At 36.7% G+C, this 18,729-nt stretch carries 18 protein-coding genes; 3 read left to right on the plus strand and 15 right to left on the minus strand.

The features are described 5' to 3' along the window. Window positions 1–289: 289 nt before the first annotated feature. Entirely contained in the window at window positions 290–1,906 is a 1,617-nt protein-coding gene (locus RU96_RS03200; protein WP_071864104.1) for an FAD-dependent oxidoreductase, read from the plus strand. A 150-nt stretch (window positions 1,907–2,056) separates the two neighbouring features. On the opposite strand, the gene RU96_RS03205 is transcribed toward RU96_RS03200, so the two are convergent. Next, window positions 2,057–2,659 (minus strand): ECF transporter S component, encoded by a 603-nt coding sequence (locus RU96_RS03205; RefSeq protein ID WP_071864105.1) that lies wholly within the window; start codon window positions 2,657–2,659, stop codon window positions 2,057–2,059. Between the two features lie 96 nt (window positions 2,660–2,755). Between RU96_RS03205 and RU96_RS03210 the strand changes: the two genes are divergently transcribed. Beyond that, window positions 2,756–3,355, plus strand: a complete 600-nt coding sequence (locus tag RU96_RS03210) for a TetR/AcrR family transcriptional regulator (protein ID WP_071864106.1) — start codon at window positions 2,756–2,758, stop codon at window positions 3,353–3,355. 149 nt (window positions 3,356–3,504) lie between these two features. Here RU96_RS03210 and RU96_RS03215 read toward each other — a convergent pair whose 3' ends face one another. Then, complete coding sequence (locus RU96_RS03215; RefSeq protein WP_071864107.1) at window positions 3,505–4,383, minus strand: alpha/beta hydrolase fold domain-containing protein; 879 nt, start codon at window positions 4,381–4,383, stop codon at window positions 3,505–3,507. Window positions 4,384–4,445: 62 nt separating this feature from the next. On the opposite strand from RU96_RS03215, the gene RU96_RS03220 reads away from it, so the two are divergent. Next, the gene (locus tag RU96_RS03220) at window positions 4,446–5,444 is read left to right on the plus strand and encodes an acyltransferase family protein (RefSeq protein WP_071864108.1); all 999 of its coding nucleotides are present in this window, start codon (window positions 4,446–4,448) and stop codon (window positions 5,442–5,444) included. Between the two features lie 380 nt (window positions 5,445–5,824). Here the strand turns inward: RU96_RS03220 and RU96_RS03225 are convergent, their stop codons facing one another. The 13 genes from RU96_RS03225 to RU96_RS03285 all read right to left on the minus strand — a co-directional run bounded on the left by RU96_RS03225 (window position 5,825) and on the right by RU96_RS03285 (window position 18,715). Then, window positions 5,825–7,186, minus strand: a complete 1,362-nt coding sequence (locus RU96_RS03225) for an MFS transporter (RefSeq protein ID WP_071864109.1) — start codon at window positions 7,184–7,186, stop codon at window positions 5,825–5,827. A 301-nt stretch (window positions 7,187–7,487) separates the two neighbouring features. Continuing rightward, window positions 7,488–7,784 carry a hypothetical protein gene (locus RU96_RS03230; protein WP_071864110.1) on the minus strand — a complete coding sequence of 99 codons (297 nt, stop codon included), beginning with the start codon at window positions 7,782–7,784 and terminating at the stop codon, window positions 7,488–7,490. Between the two features lie 4 nt (window positions 7,785–7,788). After that, window positions 7,789–8,376 (minus strand): TMEM175 family protein, encoded by a 588-nt coding sequence (locus RU96_RS03235; RefSeq protein WP_071864111.1) that lies wholly within the window; start codon window positions 8,374–8,376, stop codon window positions 7,789–7,791. 13 nt (window positions 8,377–8,389) lie between these two features. Further along, window positions 8,390–8,902: a GNAT family N-acetyltransferase gene (locus tag RU96_RS03240; protein ID WP_071864112.1), complete on the minus strand. Its 513-nt coding sequence runs from the start codon at window positions 8,900–8,902 to the stop codon at window positions 8,390–8,392. Next, window positions 8,892–9,119: a hypothetical protein gene (locus tag RU96_RS03245; RefSeq protein ID WP_245812993.1), complete on the minus strand. Its 228-nt coding sequence runs from the start codon at window positions 9,117–9,119 to the stop codon at window positions 8,892–8,894. The genes RU96_RS03240 and RU96_RS03245 overlap by 11 nt, the downstream gene beginning before the upstream one ends. A gap of 147 nt (window positions 9,120–9,266) precedes the next feature. Beyond that, window positions 9,267–9,875 carry a PepSY domain-containing protein gene (locus RU96_RS03250; RefSeq protein WP_071864114.1) on the minus strand — a complete coding sequence of 203 codons (609 nt, stop codon included), beginning with the start codon at window positions 9,873–9,875 and terminating at the stop codon, window positions 9,267–9,269. 142 nt (window positions 9,876–10,017) lie between these two features. Further along, window positions 10,018–11,115, minus strand: coding sequence for a lactate oxidase (locus RU96_RS03255; RefSeq protein WP_071864115.1), 1,098 nt, complete (start codon window positions 11,113–11,115; stop codon window positions 10,018–10,020). 474 nt (window positions 11,116–11,589) lie between these two features. Continuing rightward, window positions 11,590–13,137, minus strand: a complete 1,548-nt coding sequence (locus tag RU96_RS03260) for a bifunctional metallophosphatase/5'-nucleotidase (protein ID WP_071864116.1) — start codon at window positions 13,135–13,137, stop codon at window positions 11,590–11,592. 225 nt (window positions 13,138–13,362) lie between these two features. Then, on the minus strand, window positions 13,363–14,649 hold the full coding sequence (locus tag RU96_RS03265; protein ID WP_071864117.1) for an ABC transporter substrate-binding protein: 1,287 nt from the start codon (window positions 14,647–14,649) through the stop codon (window positions 13,363–13,365). 3 nt (window positions 14,650–14,652) lie between these two features. Then, window positions 14,653–15,954 (minus strand): MBL fold metallo-hydrolase, encoded by a 1,302-nt coding sequence (locus RU96_RS03270; RefSeq protein ID WP_071864118.1) that lies wholly within the window; start codon window positions 15,952–15,954, stop codon window positions 14,653–14,655. Then, window positions 15,938–16,756 (minus strand): carbohydrate ABC transporter permease, encoded by an 819-nt coding sequence (locus RU96_RS03275; RefSeq protein ID WP_071864119.1) that lies wholly within the window; start codon window positions 16,754–16,756, stop codon window positions 15,938–15,940. The genes RU96_RS03270 and RU96_RS03275 overlap by 17 nt, the downstream gene beginning before the upstream one ends. A 1-nt stretch (window position 16,757) precedes the next feature. Further along, window positions 16,758–17,642, minus strand: coding sequence for a carbohydrate ABC transporter permease (locus RU96_RS03280; protein ID WP_071864120.1), 885 nt, complete (start codon window positions 17,640–17,642; stop codon window positions 16,758–16,760). After that, window positions 17,642–18,715, minus strand: a complete 1,074-nt coding sequence (locus RU96_RS03285) for an ABC transporter ATP-binding protein (protein ID WP_071864121.1) — start codon at window positions 18,713–18,715, stop codon at window positions 17,642–17,644. Before RU96_RS03285 ends, RU96_RS03280 begins: the two co-directional genes overlap by 1 nt. Between the last annotated feature and the right edge of the window lie 14 nt (window positions 18,716–18,729).

Consider the following 18,729-nt stretch of genomic DNA (forward strand, 5'->3'; position numbering starts at 1 on the left):
GCAAAAGTGGTTGTGATAGAAGCGACTAGCTTTAAGAAATAAGAGGAAATTCCCTAAAATTGTTTTTCAAATTTTTGGGAGTTTCCTCTTATTTTCGAAGAAGCTGCTTTTGTCATTCCGTTTATTCAGAAACAGGAGGTGTGACAAGACGTCACACCTTCTTTTTAACAACAAATGAACAGACCATTCATCTCATTTTTTGCTTATTTTTGGTAAGTGTTTTTCTTTGCCCCCCTTTGTTAAAAAAGGTACTATACAAGTAAGTTAGAAAAAAAAGGAGCTGTTGTTTGTGAAAATTATCGTTGTTGGTGGCGTAGCCGGTGGCCCTTCTTTTGCCACGCGTTTACGTCGCTTGAATGAAACTCACGAAATCGTTTTATATGAACGAGGAGAAAATATTTCTTTTGCTAGTTGTGCGCTACCTTATTATTTGGGTGGTGTAATTAAAGATCGTGATAGTTTGATTGAACGGACCCCTGCCCAATTAAAAGAAAAAAATAATATCGATGTTTTTATTGAACACGAAGTTACCAGTATTGATCCTGTCAATAAAACAGTCAATGTCAAAAATTTGGCAGACGGAACGAATAAAACCGATCATTACGATCGTCTAATCCTTGCTTCAGGTGCTCGTCCAACTTTGCCACCAATTAAAGGGGCACAAGAAGCTAAAAATGGATTTATTTTACGTAATGTTACTCATGCAGACAAAATTATGAACTTCTTAGAGGCTGAAAATCCACAAAGTGTAACAGTTTTAGGCGCTGGTGTTATGGGCTTAGAATTAGCAGAAAACTTTAAAGAACGCGGTCTTGACGTGACATTAATTGATCAATTACCACAAGTTGCATTCCCATATGATACTGAAATTGCTGATTTAGTTTACGATCATTTAGTTGAACATGGTTTACATGTAATTTTAAATACAACCGTCACTGAAATTAGCGATAACGGCCACACTGTCCACTTATCAAATGGCGATACATTGAAAACCGATATGATTATTTTCGCCACCGGTGTTGCGCCAAATAATGAACTAGCGGCTTCTGCTGGGATTGATTTATCCAAATCTGGTCAAGTAAAAGTAGATAATCGCTTGCAAACAAACGTGGAAGATATTTACGCAATTGGTGATATTATCGAAACTACAAGTATTGTCACTGGTCTACCAACACCAAGTATGCTTTCCAGTGCCGCTAATCGCCAAGGCCATTTACTTGCGGATATTATTAATGGTGCGGACTTACATTACCGTGGCTATTTAGGTAGTGGTGTAGCGAAAATTTTTGACTATACTGCAAGTTATACTGGTTTGACTGAACATATGTTAAAAGCAGCTGGGATTACCAATTATAAAACAATTTTTATTACACCATTTGATCATGCCTATTTCTATCCTGGGGCGGAACGATTAAACTTGAAATTAATTTTTGACGGAGAAACTGGTAAAATTTTAGGAGCGCAAGCAGTTGGTAAAAAAGGCGTCGACAAACGAATTGGTCAATTATCAGTTGCCATCACCGGCAATTTGACTGTCTTTGATTTACCAGACCTTGAAATTCCTTATTCACCGCCTTATTCTTCTTCCCGAGATGTGGTGAATATCGCCGGTTACGTTGGAATTAACCAAGTAACGAAAGTCGCTGAAACAATTGATGTTGCTGAAATTCCAGCAGAAGACTTTAAAACTGCTTATTTCTTAGACGTTAGAGAAGCAGGCAAAGCCAAAAGCGGTAGTGTCGAAGCGACCGCCAATATTCCATTAAGTGAATTACGCGAACGTATCACTGAAATTCCCAAAGATAAAAAAGTCTATTTGACTTTCCGTAAAGGATTAAATACGTATACTGCTGCCCGTATTTTAGCTGGCTTTGGTATTAAAGCGATCATGATTGAAGAAAATTAAAATAACTTTTGGGGCTGTGGCATAAACTTGCTATAGCCCTTTTCATTAATACGTAGCTTTTGGTTATAAAAAAACAGTGGCTAAAAGGAAAACTCGCTCTTCTTACAGATGAGTAAATTTCCTTTTATACCACTGTTTTTATTCTATTAACTAACGATAAACCGGTTTTAAATGGGTAGCAGTAAAGATTGCTTTAACTAAAATCGGCGTTAAAATTACCGCCCCAATCACTTCACTTACCCCATTTGTTGCCACAATTGTTGCTAAAACTTTTAATAAACCAGAAGGATCAACACCATAAGCGGATGCGACTGGTCCTGTGTAAATCGTCCCCATAAAAGTTAAAACTAAAATTGTATTGGTTAGTGTACCACCAATCGCTGCTAAAATAGAAGCGACATAAAGATTTTCATTTTTCTTATACCACCAGTGGAACAAAAATCCTGCCACTAACCCCACTAAAACTCGAGGTACAACAGACACAATTGGATTAGTAAAAACCATTGTATCTAAAGGTGTGGTAGGTGAAGTGAAAGCACGAATAATCGTGCAAATTCCCCAAACTAATCCAACAAACATGCCGTCTTTTGTTCCTAAAACAATTGCAGCTACAATAACCGTAATATGAATAATCGTTAAGCTTGTAATCCCCAATGGAATAAAGCCTAAAAAAGGTACCATCGCTTGTAAAATAATAATAGCAATTAAAATGGCCCGAATGGCAATGCGATAACTTTTACTTTTCGTATTCATTTGAGTTCTCCTTTTGATTCTATTATAATGACACTAGTGTCATTGAAATGATTATACAAGAAAATGACACACGTGTCACTAATTTGAGGTGAGAAAATGAAAAATTTATCTAATGCCGAACGCAAACGGCAAAAAAGAGAAGCCATTTTAACTAGCGCCCGTCAAGTTTTTCGCCAAAAAGGCTTAATAGACGTGACGATGAAAGACATAATCGAAGCCACCGGTATCAGTCGGGGTGGCATTTATTTGTACTTTGATTCTGTGGATCAAATATTTATGGAAGTCATTAAACAGCGGTCCAATCGCAAATTTGATGACATTCGCCAAGCTATCACTAAAAATCCGCCCTTTGAAGAATTGTTAAATGACTATTTTACAAGTCATGAAGATCGGTTGTTAAATCAAATGGATAACAGTTTATTACGCTCCATGTATGAATATTATTTTACCCATAAAACAGCAGCTGATCATAAATTCCAACAAGAACAACTCGCCGCAACTAAAAAAACCATTCTGGCTATTTTGGAATTAGGAGTTACTCAAGGCGTTTTAAAAGATGAAAAAATCGCAGAAATTGCGGAAAATTTTATGTTTATGATTGAAGGCATGAGTGTGATGGCCCTCACTGGTGGTATCACCCAACAACAGTTAGATGAACAATTTGACTTGATGAAAAAAATGTTACCCAAAGTTTAATAAATTAGGAAAACAAGTTAAAAAGACCGATGACAAAACAAACATTTTAACGTATCACTAAAGGGCTTGCCTTCAAAAGATACTTTAAAACTTTTTTGTCATTGGTCTTTATTTGAAACTTTTATTTTTAGGCAACACTTTTCTGACTACTAATCAGCAGCAAAAAATTCGCCCATTTCATCCACATAAGGTAACGATTCTTTTAAAGGATACACGACAAAATCATGCATCATATCTGGAACAATGACTAAATTTAGCGTTGTACCTTTAACGTGGGCTACTTTTTCTTTTAAACGTAAAACATCGGGATATAAAATTTCGGCTGTGCCACTGATCACGAAAAGCTCCCCTAAGTCTTGAAATGTTCCATAAATAGGAGAAACAAGTGGATTATCTACCGCTAAATTGCCCGCATAAGTAGCGCCAGCTTGCATCAATAAATCTTTTTCCAACAAAACATCTTTTGCTTCTAATTCATCTGAACGAGGATCGCTCACTGAAACATCAAGCCAAGGAGAGGCTAAAGCTAATTTTTGCGGACGTCTTAGGGTACCTTCATCTCTTAGATGCTGTGCCAAACTAACGGCCAACCCCCCACCAGCAGAATCACCAAAGAGATATATTTCATCATCTGGGTATAATTGACGCAAATGATAAAAAGCAGCTTTAGTGGCAGATAGCGTTTTTTCTGCTGTCGCTTCTGGTGCTAGAGGATAGTCAAAGTAACTAACTTTCAAATTAAAACGGCTAACAAAACGTTCTTGAATTTGTTTATGAAAAGGAGACGCTTCTAAGGCATAACCTCCACCGTGTAAATACAGCACGTGTTTTTTAGTTACATGTGGGGGGAAAAGCGTAATCAATTCTCGCCCGCTAATTTGACTGCGTTTTTGCGGAATGTCGCTATTTTCTAATTGGCGAATGTTAATTTTACGTCGTTTTGGTGGCGTCACCATGGCGATACCCACAAGCTTTTTCATTTGAATTACTTTGAATACTTGTTTAACCAATTTGGCAGAATAACGCATCTCACCCCTCCTTTAAAAATGGTACAATAGTAATATCTCTAGCATAACTGACGGACTAGGAGGTGTCCATTATTTCAAAACAACGGGAATTACTTTTTGACAATTTAAGAGGTGTCCTAATCTTTTTAGTCGTTTTAGGTCACGCTTTAGAATATTTTCGCTTAACAAATCAAACAGCAGAATTTTTCTATGTCTTTATTTACCTGTTTCACATGCCGGTCTTTATTTTTATTTCTGGCTATTTTTCTAAACAGGTCCAAAAAGGACGGAAAACAGCGGTCAAAACATTTCTGATTCCGTATCTTATTTTAAACTTCATTTTAAGTATCATTTTGTTAATGATGGGTAAAATTGAAACTATCACGATTTTAAATCCCGGATGGACGCTGTGGTATTTGTATTGTATGTTCATCTGGCGCCTATTATTACCAGATTTAATTAAAGTACGGCACATTTTAATTTTTAGCTTTATCATCGGTATTTTTTCTGGTTTTTTAACTGAGTTTGGCACTTACATGGCGCTGGCTCGGACATTAGGTTTTTTGCCGTTCTTTTTAGCAGGTTACTATACTGATCGCAAAATGATTGAAAAATTACGCCACTTTCCTTTTGCGCGTTTACTGGGCTTTATGGTGATTATATTAGGTTTAGTAACTGCTTTTCTTTGGGTCAAAGCTCCTTTACCACCGGAAATTTTATGGGGAGATCGTGCTTATAATTTATTTGAAATCCCGCTGTGGCAAAATATTTTGGCTGATTTATACCTTTATGGGTTGGGATTTGCTTTTGTTTTCGCCTTTTTGGTGATGGCGACTGAAAAACGACACTTTTATACTGTTTGGGGACAAAATACATTAGCGATTTATCTTTTACACATTTATCTAATTGCGCCGATTGTCCAAATTGGCGAATTTGTAGTAAACCCCATCTTACATGCTTTAATTTTAATCGGCGGCTCCCTTTTAACCGTCTATATTTTATCTCGCCCGAAAGTGACACATCGTCTAAGTATCGTCTTAAAACAAATCAATCATTGGATTATGCCCGATAAGAAAAGCTAAATGAACTCGCACAACTCGCTAGCAATAAGATGGAATTTTAATAAATTGTTTCCCAAATTTCTTGAAATTTCAGCTTATTGTCGCAGCGAGTTAGTTCATTTTGCTAGACACCTAGAAAAGCTACGCAAACGCGCTTAACTCTTCAGCATTAAGGCGGAATGATACGAAATTGCTCCTCAAATTTCTTAGCATTTCGACTTAATGTCGCCAAGAGTTCGTTTGTGTGCTGGATCAAAAGAAAAGCTAAAGACAGTGGGTAACTCTTTTTTAATCCGAGCAAATTCACCCAATTGCTTATGATAATCAAATATCTCCATTATCAACTAAAAAACTGACACAAACTGCCAACTGAAAATTCAGTGCAACTTGTGTCAGTTTTTTTAATTTTGTTTAACCTTAAAGTAGCGTACACAACTAATTAATACCAGCAGTACTAAAACAAATAAGAACAATAATGCTATTTGTGAGCCAAATACTGTCCCGGCTTCATAATTAGACTGACTTTTTTGGGCCAAATTAATAATAGTCGCCACAATCGCAGTGGCTACAGCGCCAGAAAATTGTTGCAACGTGTTGAAAATGGCATTACCATCGGCAAACATTTCTGTTGGAATTTGGCTCATTCCTGTAGTCATCATATTACTATACGAAAAACCAATCCCAATCATGTAAAAGACGTGGGCGGCCACAAAACCGAATAAAATAGGTGCTTGTAACAGTAATGTTAAAGCTAGCCAACCAATCGTAACCAGACTTAGGCCAAATAAAATTGGTTTTTTCGCGCCGTGATTATCCAACACTCGACCTGAAATAGGCGCCAAAATAGCACCGACTGCAGCCCCCGGTAACATGACTAATCCTGCGATAAAAGCGTCTTTTCCCATCACAATTTGAACAAAATTTGGTAAGACAAAAGAAATTCCCAGCAATAAAAATTGGCAAACTAAAAAGCCTAATAAAAATAAGCGGAACCCTTTATTTTTTAAAACAGTTAGGCGAATTAACGGATCTTTGACACTAGTCGAACGATGATAAAAGAGACCTAAACCTGCTAGTCCCACAACAAGTGGAATCACACTCACAAGTGTTCCTACTTGATTTAAGAATAATAAAAAGCCACTGAACATTAAAACAATCCCCGCCATACTTGGAATGTCCAACTTGCCACCTTTTTTTACAGCCATGTTTGGAATCGCATATAGTCCTAATCCTAGCGAAAGGAACAATACCGGTACTAAAAATAGAAAAATATAGTGCCACGTTAAAGCAGAAGTCAATACACCCCCATAGGTTGGCCCAATTGCTGGTGCGATGGAAGTTGTTAAATTTCCAATCCCAATCATAGCGCCACGTCTATCAATCGGTGTATAAGTTAAAATAATATGAAACATTAACGGTAGTGCAATTCCTGTACTAATCCCTTGCAACAGGCGTCCTAATAACAAAATCAAAAAACTTGGTGACCAAAAATCAATTAATAATCCTGTCATAAATAAAAGATTAGAAGCCAAAAACAACGTCCGAATTTGAAAATTTTTCAATAAATACGTTGAAAAAGGCACAATAATAGCAATAACTAAAAGATAAATTGTTGTCACCCATTGAACCTGACCTGTCGTAATCCCAAACTCACTAATCAAAGTAGGAAAAGTGACATTCATCGCCGTTTCAATTAAAACCCCCGCAAATGACATCATACCAGTTGCCAATACGGCTAATAATAAGTGAATTTTTTTCTCCATCAAATTCCTCCTTGTTTTTCATCCCGTACAAAAACTTAGGCAAAAGACGTTACTCGCTAAAAGTTTACATCATTGCATTAATTGCCTCATTTTATTTACTTCAAGTAACTTTAGGCCTAAAAAAAGAGAAGCAGTTTCTATCGAAATAGAAACCGCCTCTCTCTCGACACGTCAAAGGACGTGTTATCTGTACGATTTGAAAATATTCACAAAAGATATTGTACCTATTTTTATTAAAAGGGTCAAGCATTCTGACTAGTTTAAGTGCTTTGATTTTTTCTTGTTTACTGGTGCAAAAAAATTATTCTTTTTCTCCAAAAGAAAAGCCATCAAAAGTTTCACCATCATAATATTTTAGTAGCTGCTCTGCACTTAGTAGCGAGGTTGTTTGCGCCTCTTCACTGCTTTGTTCTTCTAAACGTTGGCGATAGGCGGCATATTTTTCAGCCAATTCACGATATAACGCTTGGCGAGAGTGTCCTTGCCCCGCAATTTGTGGTAACTCTCGTAAAAAGCCACGATAAACCGGACGATTTTCTTCTAATTCCACTGGCATTTCTGTGACATGTAAATTTAATTCAGCAAAAATTTCAAACATAAAATCACTTTCTTTCGTTTGAACTTAGATGTTCAATCTTTTTCTCTGGAATAAACCACATGATTAACATTAACGCATTGACCACTAACACACTCATAGGATGAATCAACCAACCGGCTAATAAAGCAATCACATTTAAGATAAGTGTCAGCCTCATCTTAGGATAATGGGCAAAAAGTTTTCCCACCGGCGAATTTTTTCCATTAACTCGCACTAACGTATAACCTAAAAGGCAATAGGCTAAGTCCGTACCAAAAATTATTGCCCCATATAATAACTGCGGTGCCAATTCAACAGGATAATCCCCAATCCAAGCGGTAGCAAAAGGAAAGAGTGTCATCATTAAAATAAATAAATTATTGGCCCATAATACCCAACCGTCAACTTTTTTGACAATATTAAATAGATGATGATGATTATTCCAATAAACCGCTAATGAAATAAAACTGATTAAATAAATAGCAAATTGATGTTCTACTCCGGTAAAAGCTCGCCATGTACTGCCATTTGGCTCATGTAATTCTAAAACCAAAATAGTCATAACAATCGCAATTACCGCATCTGTAAATGCCTCAATTCTAGTTTTGGGCATTTTAACCACTTCCTTATTCTTTAATTTCCAATTCACCTTCAAGGTCTTCTAATACACCAGAAATTAATTCTTGACCTAAAATAAATTGATCCGGAATATCACTTTTGTTTTTCATACCAAAAGTAGCAATTTGGCGGAAACCATAGCGGGCATAATAATCTGGATTTCCCACTAAGAAGACAGCATGATGTTCCATTGCCACAGCTTTTTTAAAAGCTGCTTCCATTAAGGCACCGCCAATCCCTTGATTGCGGTAATCAAAAGAGACACTTAACGGAGCTAAAAGTAAAAAGTTACGCACACCGTCTTTTGCTTTAACTTCTTGCTCACTTAACATAACATGACCGACAATTTTTTCATCGGCTACCGCTACAAGTTCTAATTCGGGAATAAATGTTTCTTTTTGGCGTAAGGCAACCACAAAATCCTGTTCGTTTCCGTCTGAAACTTGCGCTGTTTTAAAAGCCTCTTTAACTACCTGATAAATTTCGTCGTAGTCATTAGGCGTTGCCACTCTAATTTTCATGATTATTTTCCTCTTTTTCTTCATCGTATTGATTCATTACTTTAGCCAAAACATCTTCTAAGATATCTTCTTTGGAAAGTACCGTCAATGCCTGAGCTAATAAAGTTTCATCTATTTTTACGATACTATCTGCTTTCAAATTGTTCTTGACTAAAAATTCTTCACTTAACGGTAACACAACTTGATTTTCCACTTGCATTAACCGTTTTTTTCGCATAATTGGCAACGGACTCCCCCCTTTTTTACGTATTATAACAAATATTTGCAAAAATTATGGCAATTTAGTTTAAACCCGCATTCTTATTAGGTTTTATCATTAAAAAAACAATGCTTAACATTACTATGCTAAACATTGTTTTTTTACTTAATCGTCAACATCTTTATTTAAAATTTTGCCACCTTGGGCATCTAAAGTTAATTCAATCTCTTGATTGGTGTGGAGTAGCTTGACTTCCCATTTTGTAACACCATCGTCTTTTTCTAATTCTGCTGAAGTAACAGATCCTTCAGTATCAGCTTGGGCTTTTTCAATCGCATCTAACAATGAAATAACAGCATCAGTTTTCACTTCATCTTCTTGCCAATTTTTATCGTCGTTCACTTCACTCGTATCTCCCAGTAATTTACCACTGGCGTCAAAAATCATCTGATATTCTTGACTACTATCTTTTCCTTCAATCTCAACTTGTCCATTTGGTCCTTGGGCTTCCCATTTAAAACTTGTGATAACTGCCTCTGTATGAGCGGACTGAAATTTTGTTATCGTTTCATCAAATAATTCTGCTTTTGGGACTGCAATCCCATTTTGATCAGTAACCTTTGAACTTGTTTCACTTGTTGTAGTGGCTGTTGTGGTGGTTGTAGTTGTATTAGTTGTCTGAGCTGTATTCCCATTTTGATTTTCGCTATTTTGCTGACAAGCGGCTAAAAGTAAGCTACTACCTAAAATGGTCATTAAGATTAATTTTTTCATCTTCTTTCCTCCTCGGCTTTAAAATATCAGTTAATTTTATGTTACCTGTTTTTAAGAGGAATTGCCACTAACAGAGCAGAGTAAAATTTTTTTGTGCAAAAAAGAGCCTGACTTTAACCGTCAGACTCTTAATAATTGAAAATTAATCAATTAATTTTGTTTTCTTTACATCCGCAATTGTTTTTGTTCCAGCCAATTGCATCGTAATGGATAACTCTTTGTTTAAGTGATCAAAGACAGATTTCACGCCTTCTGCGCCACCTAAGTTCAATCCGTAAATAACTGGGCGACCAATAGCAACTAAGTCAGCACCACTAGCTAAAGCTTTAAATACATGTTCACCACGGCGTACGCCAGAATCAAAGACGATTGGCACCCGTTTGTCGACAACTTCTGCAATTGCTGGTAAAACTTCAAAAGAAGCTGGACCACCATCTAATTGACGACCACCATGATTAGAAACCCAAATCCCATCTGCACCAGCTTTAATTGCAAGATCAGCGTCTTCTGGTGATTGAATTCCTTTAACAAAAACAGGTAAATGCGTTAAGTCTTTAATTTTTTTGATGTCTTCTGGAACTAAACCTTGTTTGGCAGCAGCGTAAATTTCAGCGATTCCTTTGCCTTCACCATCACCACTAGCGCTTTGAGCAGAATAAGCAGCTAAGTTAGGCATTGGTAGTGGAAATTGGAATTGATTAATTACGTCTTCTTCACGGTAACCACCTAATGTCGAATCGGCAGTTAAAATAATTGCTTTGGCACCGGCTTTAACAGCTTTATCCAAAATAAATTCGTTAAAACCGTCATCTTTACTCATATATAATTGGAAAAATTGCGGTGCATCTGGTGCAGCAGCGGCAGCATCTTCGATTGTAGTGTTGGCATAAGTACTAATGGAAAAAATTGAACCCGCAGCGGCAACACCTTTAGCTGTATCTGCTTCACCTTTTTCATGAGCTAAACCTTGTGCTGCAGAAGGAGCTTGAATAATCGGTGTTTTAAGTTCAATGTCCCATAATTTAGTTGATAAATCAGCATGATCAATTCCTTGTAAAATGCGGGGCATAATTTTTTTATTCATAAATGAAGTAGTATTTTCTTTCATTGTCCATTCATCTTCAGAACCACCACGAATGTAACCAAACGCGCCAGCTTCCATACGTTCTTTAACGCGGCCTTCTAAAGAGGCAATATTAACAATATCAATAGGATGTTCTTCATTGCTTGTATGATACATAAGACTTTCCTTCTCTCTTGTAATTTACATGCTCATTTTACATCGCTTATTAAAAGTAAGCAAACATTTGTACTCGAGGGTAATAGAAAAGTGGCAGAGGCCGGGCAGCTCTTTTAAAAAATCTCAGAAACTCGTCTACTGGTGTTCTGGACCAGTAGCTAGTTTTTGAATTTTTCTCAAAGAGTTGGCATCTGAAACTAGACAAAATAGGAAAGCTTTTTGAACTCGTTCAACTCTTTAGCAATCAGCTGAAATCTTTATAAATTGTTTTTCAAATTTCTTAAGATTTTAGCTGATTGACGCCAAGAGTTTGTCCAAAAAGCTAGACAAATAGGAAAAGTGAAAGAGTTCGGGTAGCTCTTTTAAATCAGACAAAATTTCTTAATTGTGATGGATTTCAAACAAAAAAACACGAGCCTTGTCATTTTTACCCTATCTACATAGGGTAAAAAACAAAACTCGTGGTTTTTATACTTATTTCACACTGAAGTTATGATTTACTTCAGCTTTTAAGACTGGATGGGCTTGCAAGTATTCCGCGATTACTTCTGTCATGTCCCGTGGAATTTCTTTGATGATTTTATCTGCGCTAAACATAGCGTAATTTCCGCCACCAACCGCACGATATTGATTCATGACAACTTCTAATTCTTGATCAGGTAAAATATCTGATCCTTCAAATTGGAGCTTCGTGATTTTTTCGCCATAAGGTTTGCTCAAATCAATCGCATAGTCAATACCTTCATACATATCGTAATTGTAATATTGTGGTTTTGGATCGATAAATTGCGGATTAAAGACGATTTGACCATCTTTTAACACTAAATAATTTGCGGTTTGCTCCAAGGCAGCTTTTAAATCTGCACCTGTAATTTTTAAAACAGCTAGTGTATTGGGATAAATATAATTGGTGATGACATCGCGCATGGTAATAATTTCACCAAACCCTTTACCTTCATTGTTAAATAAAGCTGTGCCGGAAATTTTAGCACCACTAGCCCACATTTGGACGCGATTGATAAATTCAATATATGGATGTTCGTGAATGCGGGCAGCCATCGGATCGATGATGTGCATGTCGCCTTCCACTTTTCCCACCGGTTGATCCAACCAATTTTCTAATTCATTGTCTAACTCTTGAATCAAACCCACAACTTCTAAATCAGCCTTTGCATCTTTTGTCGCGACAATTTCAGCAGTTGGATTACTTACTTGCCAAGTATTGCCAGTTTGATTTAACTCAAGCGTAATTTTACCGATATAATTTCCGCGAAAACCTGGTTGAATAACTGGAACACCGTTAATAACAGTCGCAATTTCACGATGTTGATGTCCGGTTACAAAGGCGTCAATACCACTGACAGTTTGCAATAATTCATAGCCTTCATTTTCTCCGGTTAACATTTCTGTTGCTTCTCCAGTTGTCAGGTCTTTTTCAAAACCGCCATGGTAAGAAACAATCACTACATCAGCTAACTCCCGTAATTTTGGCACGTATTCTTTAGCGGTTGCAACTAAGCTTTTAAAAGTTAGGTCTTTAACAGTTGCTGGTTGCTCCCAATGAGGGATATATTGTGTAACCACACCTAAAACAGCGATTTTAACACCTTCTTTTTCCAAAATAACGTAAGGTTCACCAAAATAAGGTTGGCCATCTTTCCCTAAAACATTGGCTGCTAAAATCGGATGTTGATAACTTTTAATTGCTTTTTCTAAATAAGGCAGACCATAATTAAATTCATGATTACCCAGTAAGCCAACATCATAGCCCATATGATTAATGACTTTGGTAATTTCAGCTGGATCTTGTTTTTGCTTGGCAGCATAATAACTTAAAGGAGATCCTTGAATAAAATCGCCATTTTCAATTTTAATAACTGGTCCATCTGCTTGGGCGGTTAATTCTTGCATTTTGGTCGCGACTTTGGCGGTACCAAATGGTAAATCAGCACCTTTTTCCGCATAATTGGTTGGTTGAATATAGCCGTGCATATCACTCGTTGCTAAAATAGTTAATTGCATTTTTCTCGTTCCTTTCCTGATTTTAAACGCTAATAACAACACTCACATTGTAATAGAATTTAAAACAATTTCCTTTGTCATCATACCATAAACCACGAATAGATTTGATTTTTGACAAATTTTTCCCTAAAAAATTTGGCCAATCCAATCTAATTTATTTGTCTGTCTTTTTAGATAAAAAAATCTCCTCTACCTTTTGGGATAGAGGAGATTTTTTACATCAAATTATTGATTCCAAGCATCTTGTAATTGTGGGACAGAATCTTTAATTAATTTGTTTGTATCTTTATTTGGGTTAGACAAAATGTTTTCCATGATTGCCCGTACTTCATTGTAGGCAGGATCAGCATTTTCTTTAACTGGAATAGAGAATAAGTCTTTTGTTGCTTCTTCTAAAATTGCTGGTACTTTTGTATTTGGTGATTTTTTGTATTCTTCACTTTCTAGAACAGATTGTAATACTGGCATGTAACCTGTTTGTTCAGCCCAATATAATTGCACGTCTGGTGAAGACAAGTATTTCAAGTACATGAAAGCTGCAGATTTTTGTTCTGCTGTAGCGCTGTTGAACATGTAAATGTCTGTACCTTGTTGTAAGTTAATTTTTTCCGGACGTGGTGCCACACCGTATTCAAATTTACCTTCTGTATCTTTTTTAACGTAACCTTCACCGGCAATTGAACCAATGAACATTGCTACTTTACCGTTTGCAAATGGGCCAGATAAATATTTGTCTGAACCGGCAATGCGGAAGTAACCGTCTTTTACGCCATCTAAATAGTAATCAATTACTTCTTTTGATTTTTCAGAATCAAATTTTAAATCTTTGGTGAATTCTTCCCCTTTATTTTCCATGCCAATAACATAGTAGTTGTTTAAAGAGTCAAAGCCCGCACCGACAACTTCATGATTTGATTTTTCATAAATTGTTTTCGAAGCTTCTTTTAATTCTTCTAATGTTTTAGGAACTGCAACACCATATTCTTTCAATAAATCAGCGTTGTAAACTAAAGCTTCAGTTGATTTATTAAATGGAATACCGTATTGTTTGCCTTCAATTTGCGCACCTTCTAATAATGGTTTGCGAATTTCTTCTTGGTCGCCCCAACCAATTGTTTTATTATCCATGTAAGGTTTTAAATCTACTAACATATCATCTTGTGCTGCATTCCATAACCAGCCTGGATATGCTTGGCTGATTGTTGGTAAATCCTTTGGAGAAGGTAGTGTTGAGTTGATTTTTGCTTGTAAGTCTGGGTATTGTGATTGGTTTTGTAATTCAATTTTGATTTTAGGATTTTCTTTCATAAAATCTTCAGTAATCTTCGTTAACGCTTCTTCTTGCGCTCCATTCATCGCATGCCAAAATGTAACAGTGGTGTCTTTGTCGATGGATGTAACGATTTTGTCGCTGTCGCCATTAGAACTTTCTTTTGAATCATTGCCACAAGCTGCTAATGCAAAAACTGCGGCGGTTGCCAATACTGCTGTACCCAATTTTTTGAACTTCATTTCTTACTCTCCTTTGAACTCAGTGATTTTTTCCCCACGGGTGGGAAGTATTCTTTTACCATACGGATTTTCCAGTTTTTCTGGTTTTAACGTATGGATTGGAACCAAAATTTTAGGCTCGATCATTGAAATAATCGCATCGAGATCTTGTGGAAAGGCATGTCCGGAACAAGCAAGACGGACAAATTCCACTTTCTTCAAGGCTAATAAATCCAAGAAGACTTGATATTTGGGATCAAAATCTCCCAAAGGTTGGGCGTCCATATGAAAATACATGCCGCCGCTTTGTAATTTTTCAAAATTTGCGACTGCTTGCCATAAATATTTATGGTTGTCAGCCAGCAATTCTTCATAAGAAATTTCTAGTTTTTCATCTAAGTCCGCAATTTTATGTTCGGTATTTAAAGGATAATAATACGGAACTGCGATATTAAAGATATCCTGCATTAAAGCTGCCATATTGGCTTCTAAGACGACTTTTCGCGGCGATTGTTTAATGATTTGTTCAAAGCGCTTCACATTAGCGGGATAACCATTAAACGTTAATTGTCGCTGAGGATTTTCGTTAATTTTTGCCACCAGTTGTGCAATTAAATCCGCTTCACTGAAGACTTTAACTTCTTCAGAATCTCTTTCATCAAAGCTGATACTAACGCCTTCCATCATTAGAAGATCTGTATGCTTGGCTTGTTGACAAAAATCTAGCGTATACTGGCGGTCATATCCGTGTAAACGCAAATCACCAGTGTAAGTCAAAAACGCATCTGGTGTATGAATCAATAATGCACACGCGCCATAAGCATCGTGATCAACTGGTACAAGTTCCACTTTAATTTGCCCCACTTCTACCACGTCATGGGCTTCTAAGCCAATCATTTCACGGGTAAAATTCGTTGCTTCAAAAGGGGAAGGAATTAAAAAATCACCGTTACGATTTAAACTACGCAAAATTTTTGCCGTTTCTTTTAACGTGTATAACGGAATTTGCGGATCCAAATAATTAATCATTTTGGAATGATCCAAATGCGCATGGGATAAAAAGACAGCCGTTTGACTATATTCTTGTTCATCTTCCCCGTGGTAAGTGTAATTTAACCGCGGATCATAGACACCTTTTAATTCTGGGATGAGACGATTTTTTAACAATGTACTTAAATCATCATCTTTTAGCCCCAATTCCGGGCGATATTCGGTCCCAAAATCAAAGAAAATATGCGCATCTTCATAACTGACTTCAATAATGGTACCGCCGATGGTCAAAATACCACTATGAAAAGTGATGTTGGTTTTACCCTTTGATACCATTTTTTGCCACTCCTCGAATAATTTCTTTTCTAAAGATCAAATAAATAATTAAGATGGGAATTACTGTCAATGTCGCTGCAGCCATTTGCAAGTGCACGTCGCTACCACTTTCAGTCGTAAAAGCAGCTAAACCGTTATTTAACAAACGGTATTTTTTCTCGTTGGTAACAAGTAAAGGCCATAAAAATGAATTCCAACTGGAGATGAAAGTCAAAATCCCCACAGTGACTAACGCTGGTCGTGACATTGGTACTAAGATACGCCAAATATATTCCAAGTCAGAAGCACCATCGATTTTAGCAGCTTTATAAAAGGTACTGGAAATTCCTTTTAAATAACTATTTAAATAATAAATATAGAAGATACTTGTTAAAAAGGGAATAATTAATGCCATGTAGCTATTTAATAAGCCCATTTTGGCGATTGTATTGTAGTTGGTAAAAATAATCGATTCATACGGTACCATTAGTAATGACACCATAATTCCGACAACTAAACCTTTAAATTTAAACTCTAAACTCGTTAAAGCAAATGAAGCTGAAACAGAAGTAATTAAAGTCGCAATCGTGGTCACCAAAGAAACGAAGACAGTATTAATAAAGTACTGTAAAAACGGCGCTTTGGAAAAGACGGCCGCATAGTTCGCCCATTGGAATTTTTCCGGCATAATAGTTGGTGGAATACTTGTCGCTTCACTATAAGTCATTAAACCGGCTAAAACCATATAGATAAATGGGAACAAGGTGATAATCCCTAGCACCACTAAAAAGACTAAAGCAATAATTGTTACTAGTTTTTTCACGCTAATCCCCCACTCTCTTCATGATTTGGCGTTGAATAAAAGTACAGAATAAAATAACTAAGAACAAAATCACAGTCGCTGCCATGGCAATTCCAGGACGTCCGGCAATGTGGAATTTGTCATAGATATAATACACTGCGGTTGTCGCACTTTTGGCAATCCCTGGTTGGCCTGCAAACAAGGCATAGACTTGCGTGTACACTTTAAAAGCGCCAATAATATTTACCGTTAATAAAAAGGCAATCGTTGGAACCAACTGTGGCAACGTAATACGGCGGAAAATTTCACCGTCTTTTGCGCCAAACATTTTGGCAATTTTATAATGCTCTGGATCGATATTGCGTAAGCCCGCTAGTAAAATAATGATATTAAACGCCAAACTCGTCCAAACCCCAAAAATAATTAAGGTCGTCATGCTCATGTCTACATTATCCAACCAATTAATCGGTGCGATACCTACTTTGCCTAGTAAGAAATTAATAATCCCGTAAGAGCCATTAAAGAAGTAACGAAACACAATCCCGATGGCAATCGTACTGGTTACATAAGGCATGAAAAATAACGTTTCAAAAAAACTTTTATGCTTTACTTTTTCAAAAATAATCCAAGCAATCGCCAGTCCAATAATTAACGCAATCGGCACTACCGTAAAAGCGTAAAGAGCTGTATTTTTTAACGCTTTAAAAAAGACTGGATCACTTAAAACTTTTTGATAGTTTTCAATACCCGCATATTCTTGGTTAATCAGCGTTCCTTTTTGGAAACTCATAAACAACGAACGAAATAACGGATAGATACTAAAAATCATAATGACAACTAAAGATGGCAGAAGGAAGAGCCATGCTTTTGGTTGATTTTCCGGATTGTAATGATTTTTCTTAAACATTAGTAAATCCGCGTCCCATCTTCTTTAAAGATAAAAGCTTTTTGGTAAGCAAAATCAAATGTCAGCTGCGCTCCTTCTTGAATATCTTCTTCGATGCTGACAATCGATTTTAAGTGATGGGTATCAATATCAAAGTTTAAAATACGTTCACGGCCAATTAATTCCACGCCAGAGATGACTGTTTGAAAAGCGCCAGCACCTTCAACTGGTAAAACATCTTCTGGGCGAATCCCGATAAAGTAATTACCATCTGGCATATTTTCTTTAAAGCGAGCTACCATAAAACGTTCAACCGGAACGCTAAAGGCATCGTGATGCATCATGCCGTCTTTTACTTCCACTGGCAAAATATTAATGATCGGGTTTCCGATAAATTTCGCCACAAACAAGTTATTTGGTTCTAAGTAAAGGTTTTGGGGATCATCGTTTTGTTGAATGACACCTTCGTTTAATAAAATAATTTTGTCTGAAATCGACAACGCTTCTTCTTGGTCATGGGTAACAAAAATCGTGGTAATCCCCACTTCCTTCACTAAGCGGCGAATCTCTTCGCGAATCTTTAAACGTAAACGCGCATCTAGATTAGATAACGGCTCATCTAATAACAAAACTTCAGGGTTTTGTACGAGTGCTCGCGTAATGGCTACCCGTTGTTGTTGCCCACCGGATAATGTACCGGGCTTTTTATTTTTTAACTCTTCAATATTGGTTAGCGCCATATATTTTTCCGCAATTTTCATCGCTTCATTTTTAGGCATTTTTTTATCCCCAACCGTTAAAGGAAACATTACGTTTTCAAAAACAGTCATGTGGGGATAGAGTGCATAGTTTTGAAAAACAAAACCAATATTCCGATCTTTGGGTTCGGTCTTAACCACAGAGTTACCAGCAAAGCGGATATCGCCAGCAGTTGGACTTAATAAACCGGCAATCAAATTTAAAATAGTTGATTTACCGCAACCACTTGGACCTAAAAGACAAACTAGGTCACCTTTTTCAATCGTGAAATTTACAGACTTTAACGCTTCAAAACCATTATCGAATACTTTTTTCAGATCGATAACTTCAATCATGGGAAATCCTCCCT

The organism is Enterococcus canintestini, assembly GCF_001885735.1.
In the GTDB taxonomy this organism is placed as follows: Bacteria; Bacillota; Bacilli; order Lactobacillales; family Enterococcaceae; genus Enterococcus_C; species Enterococcus_C canintestini.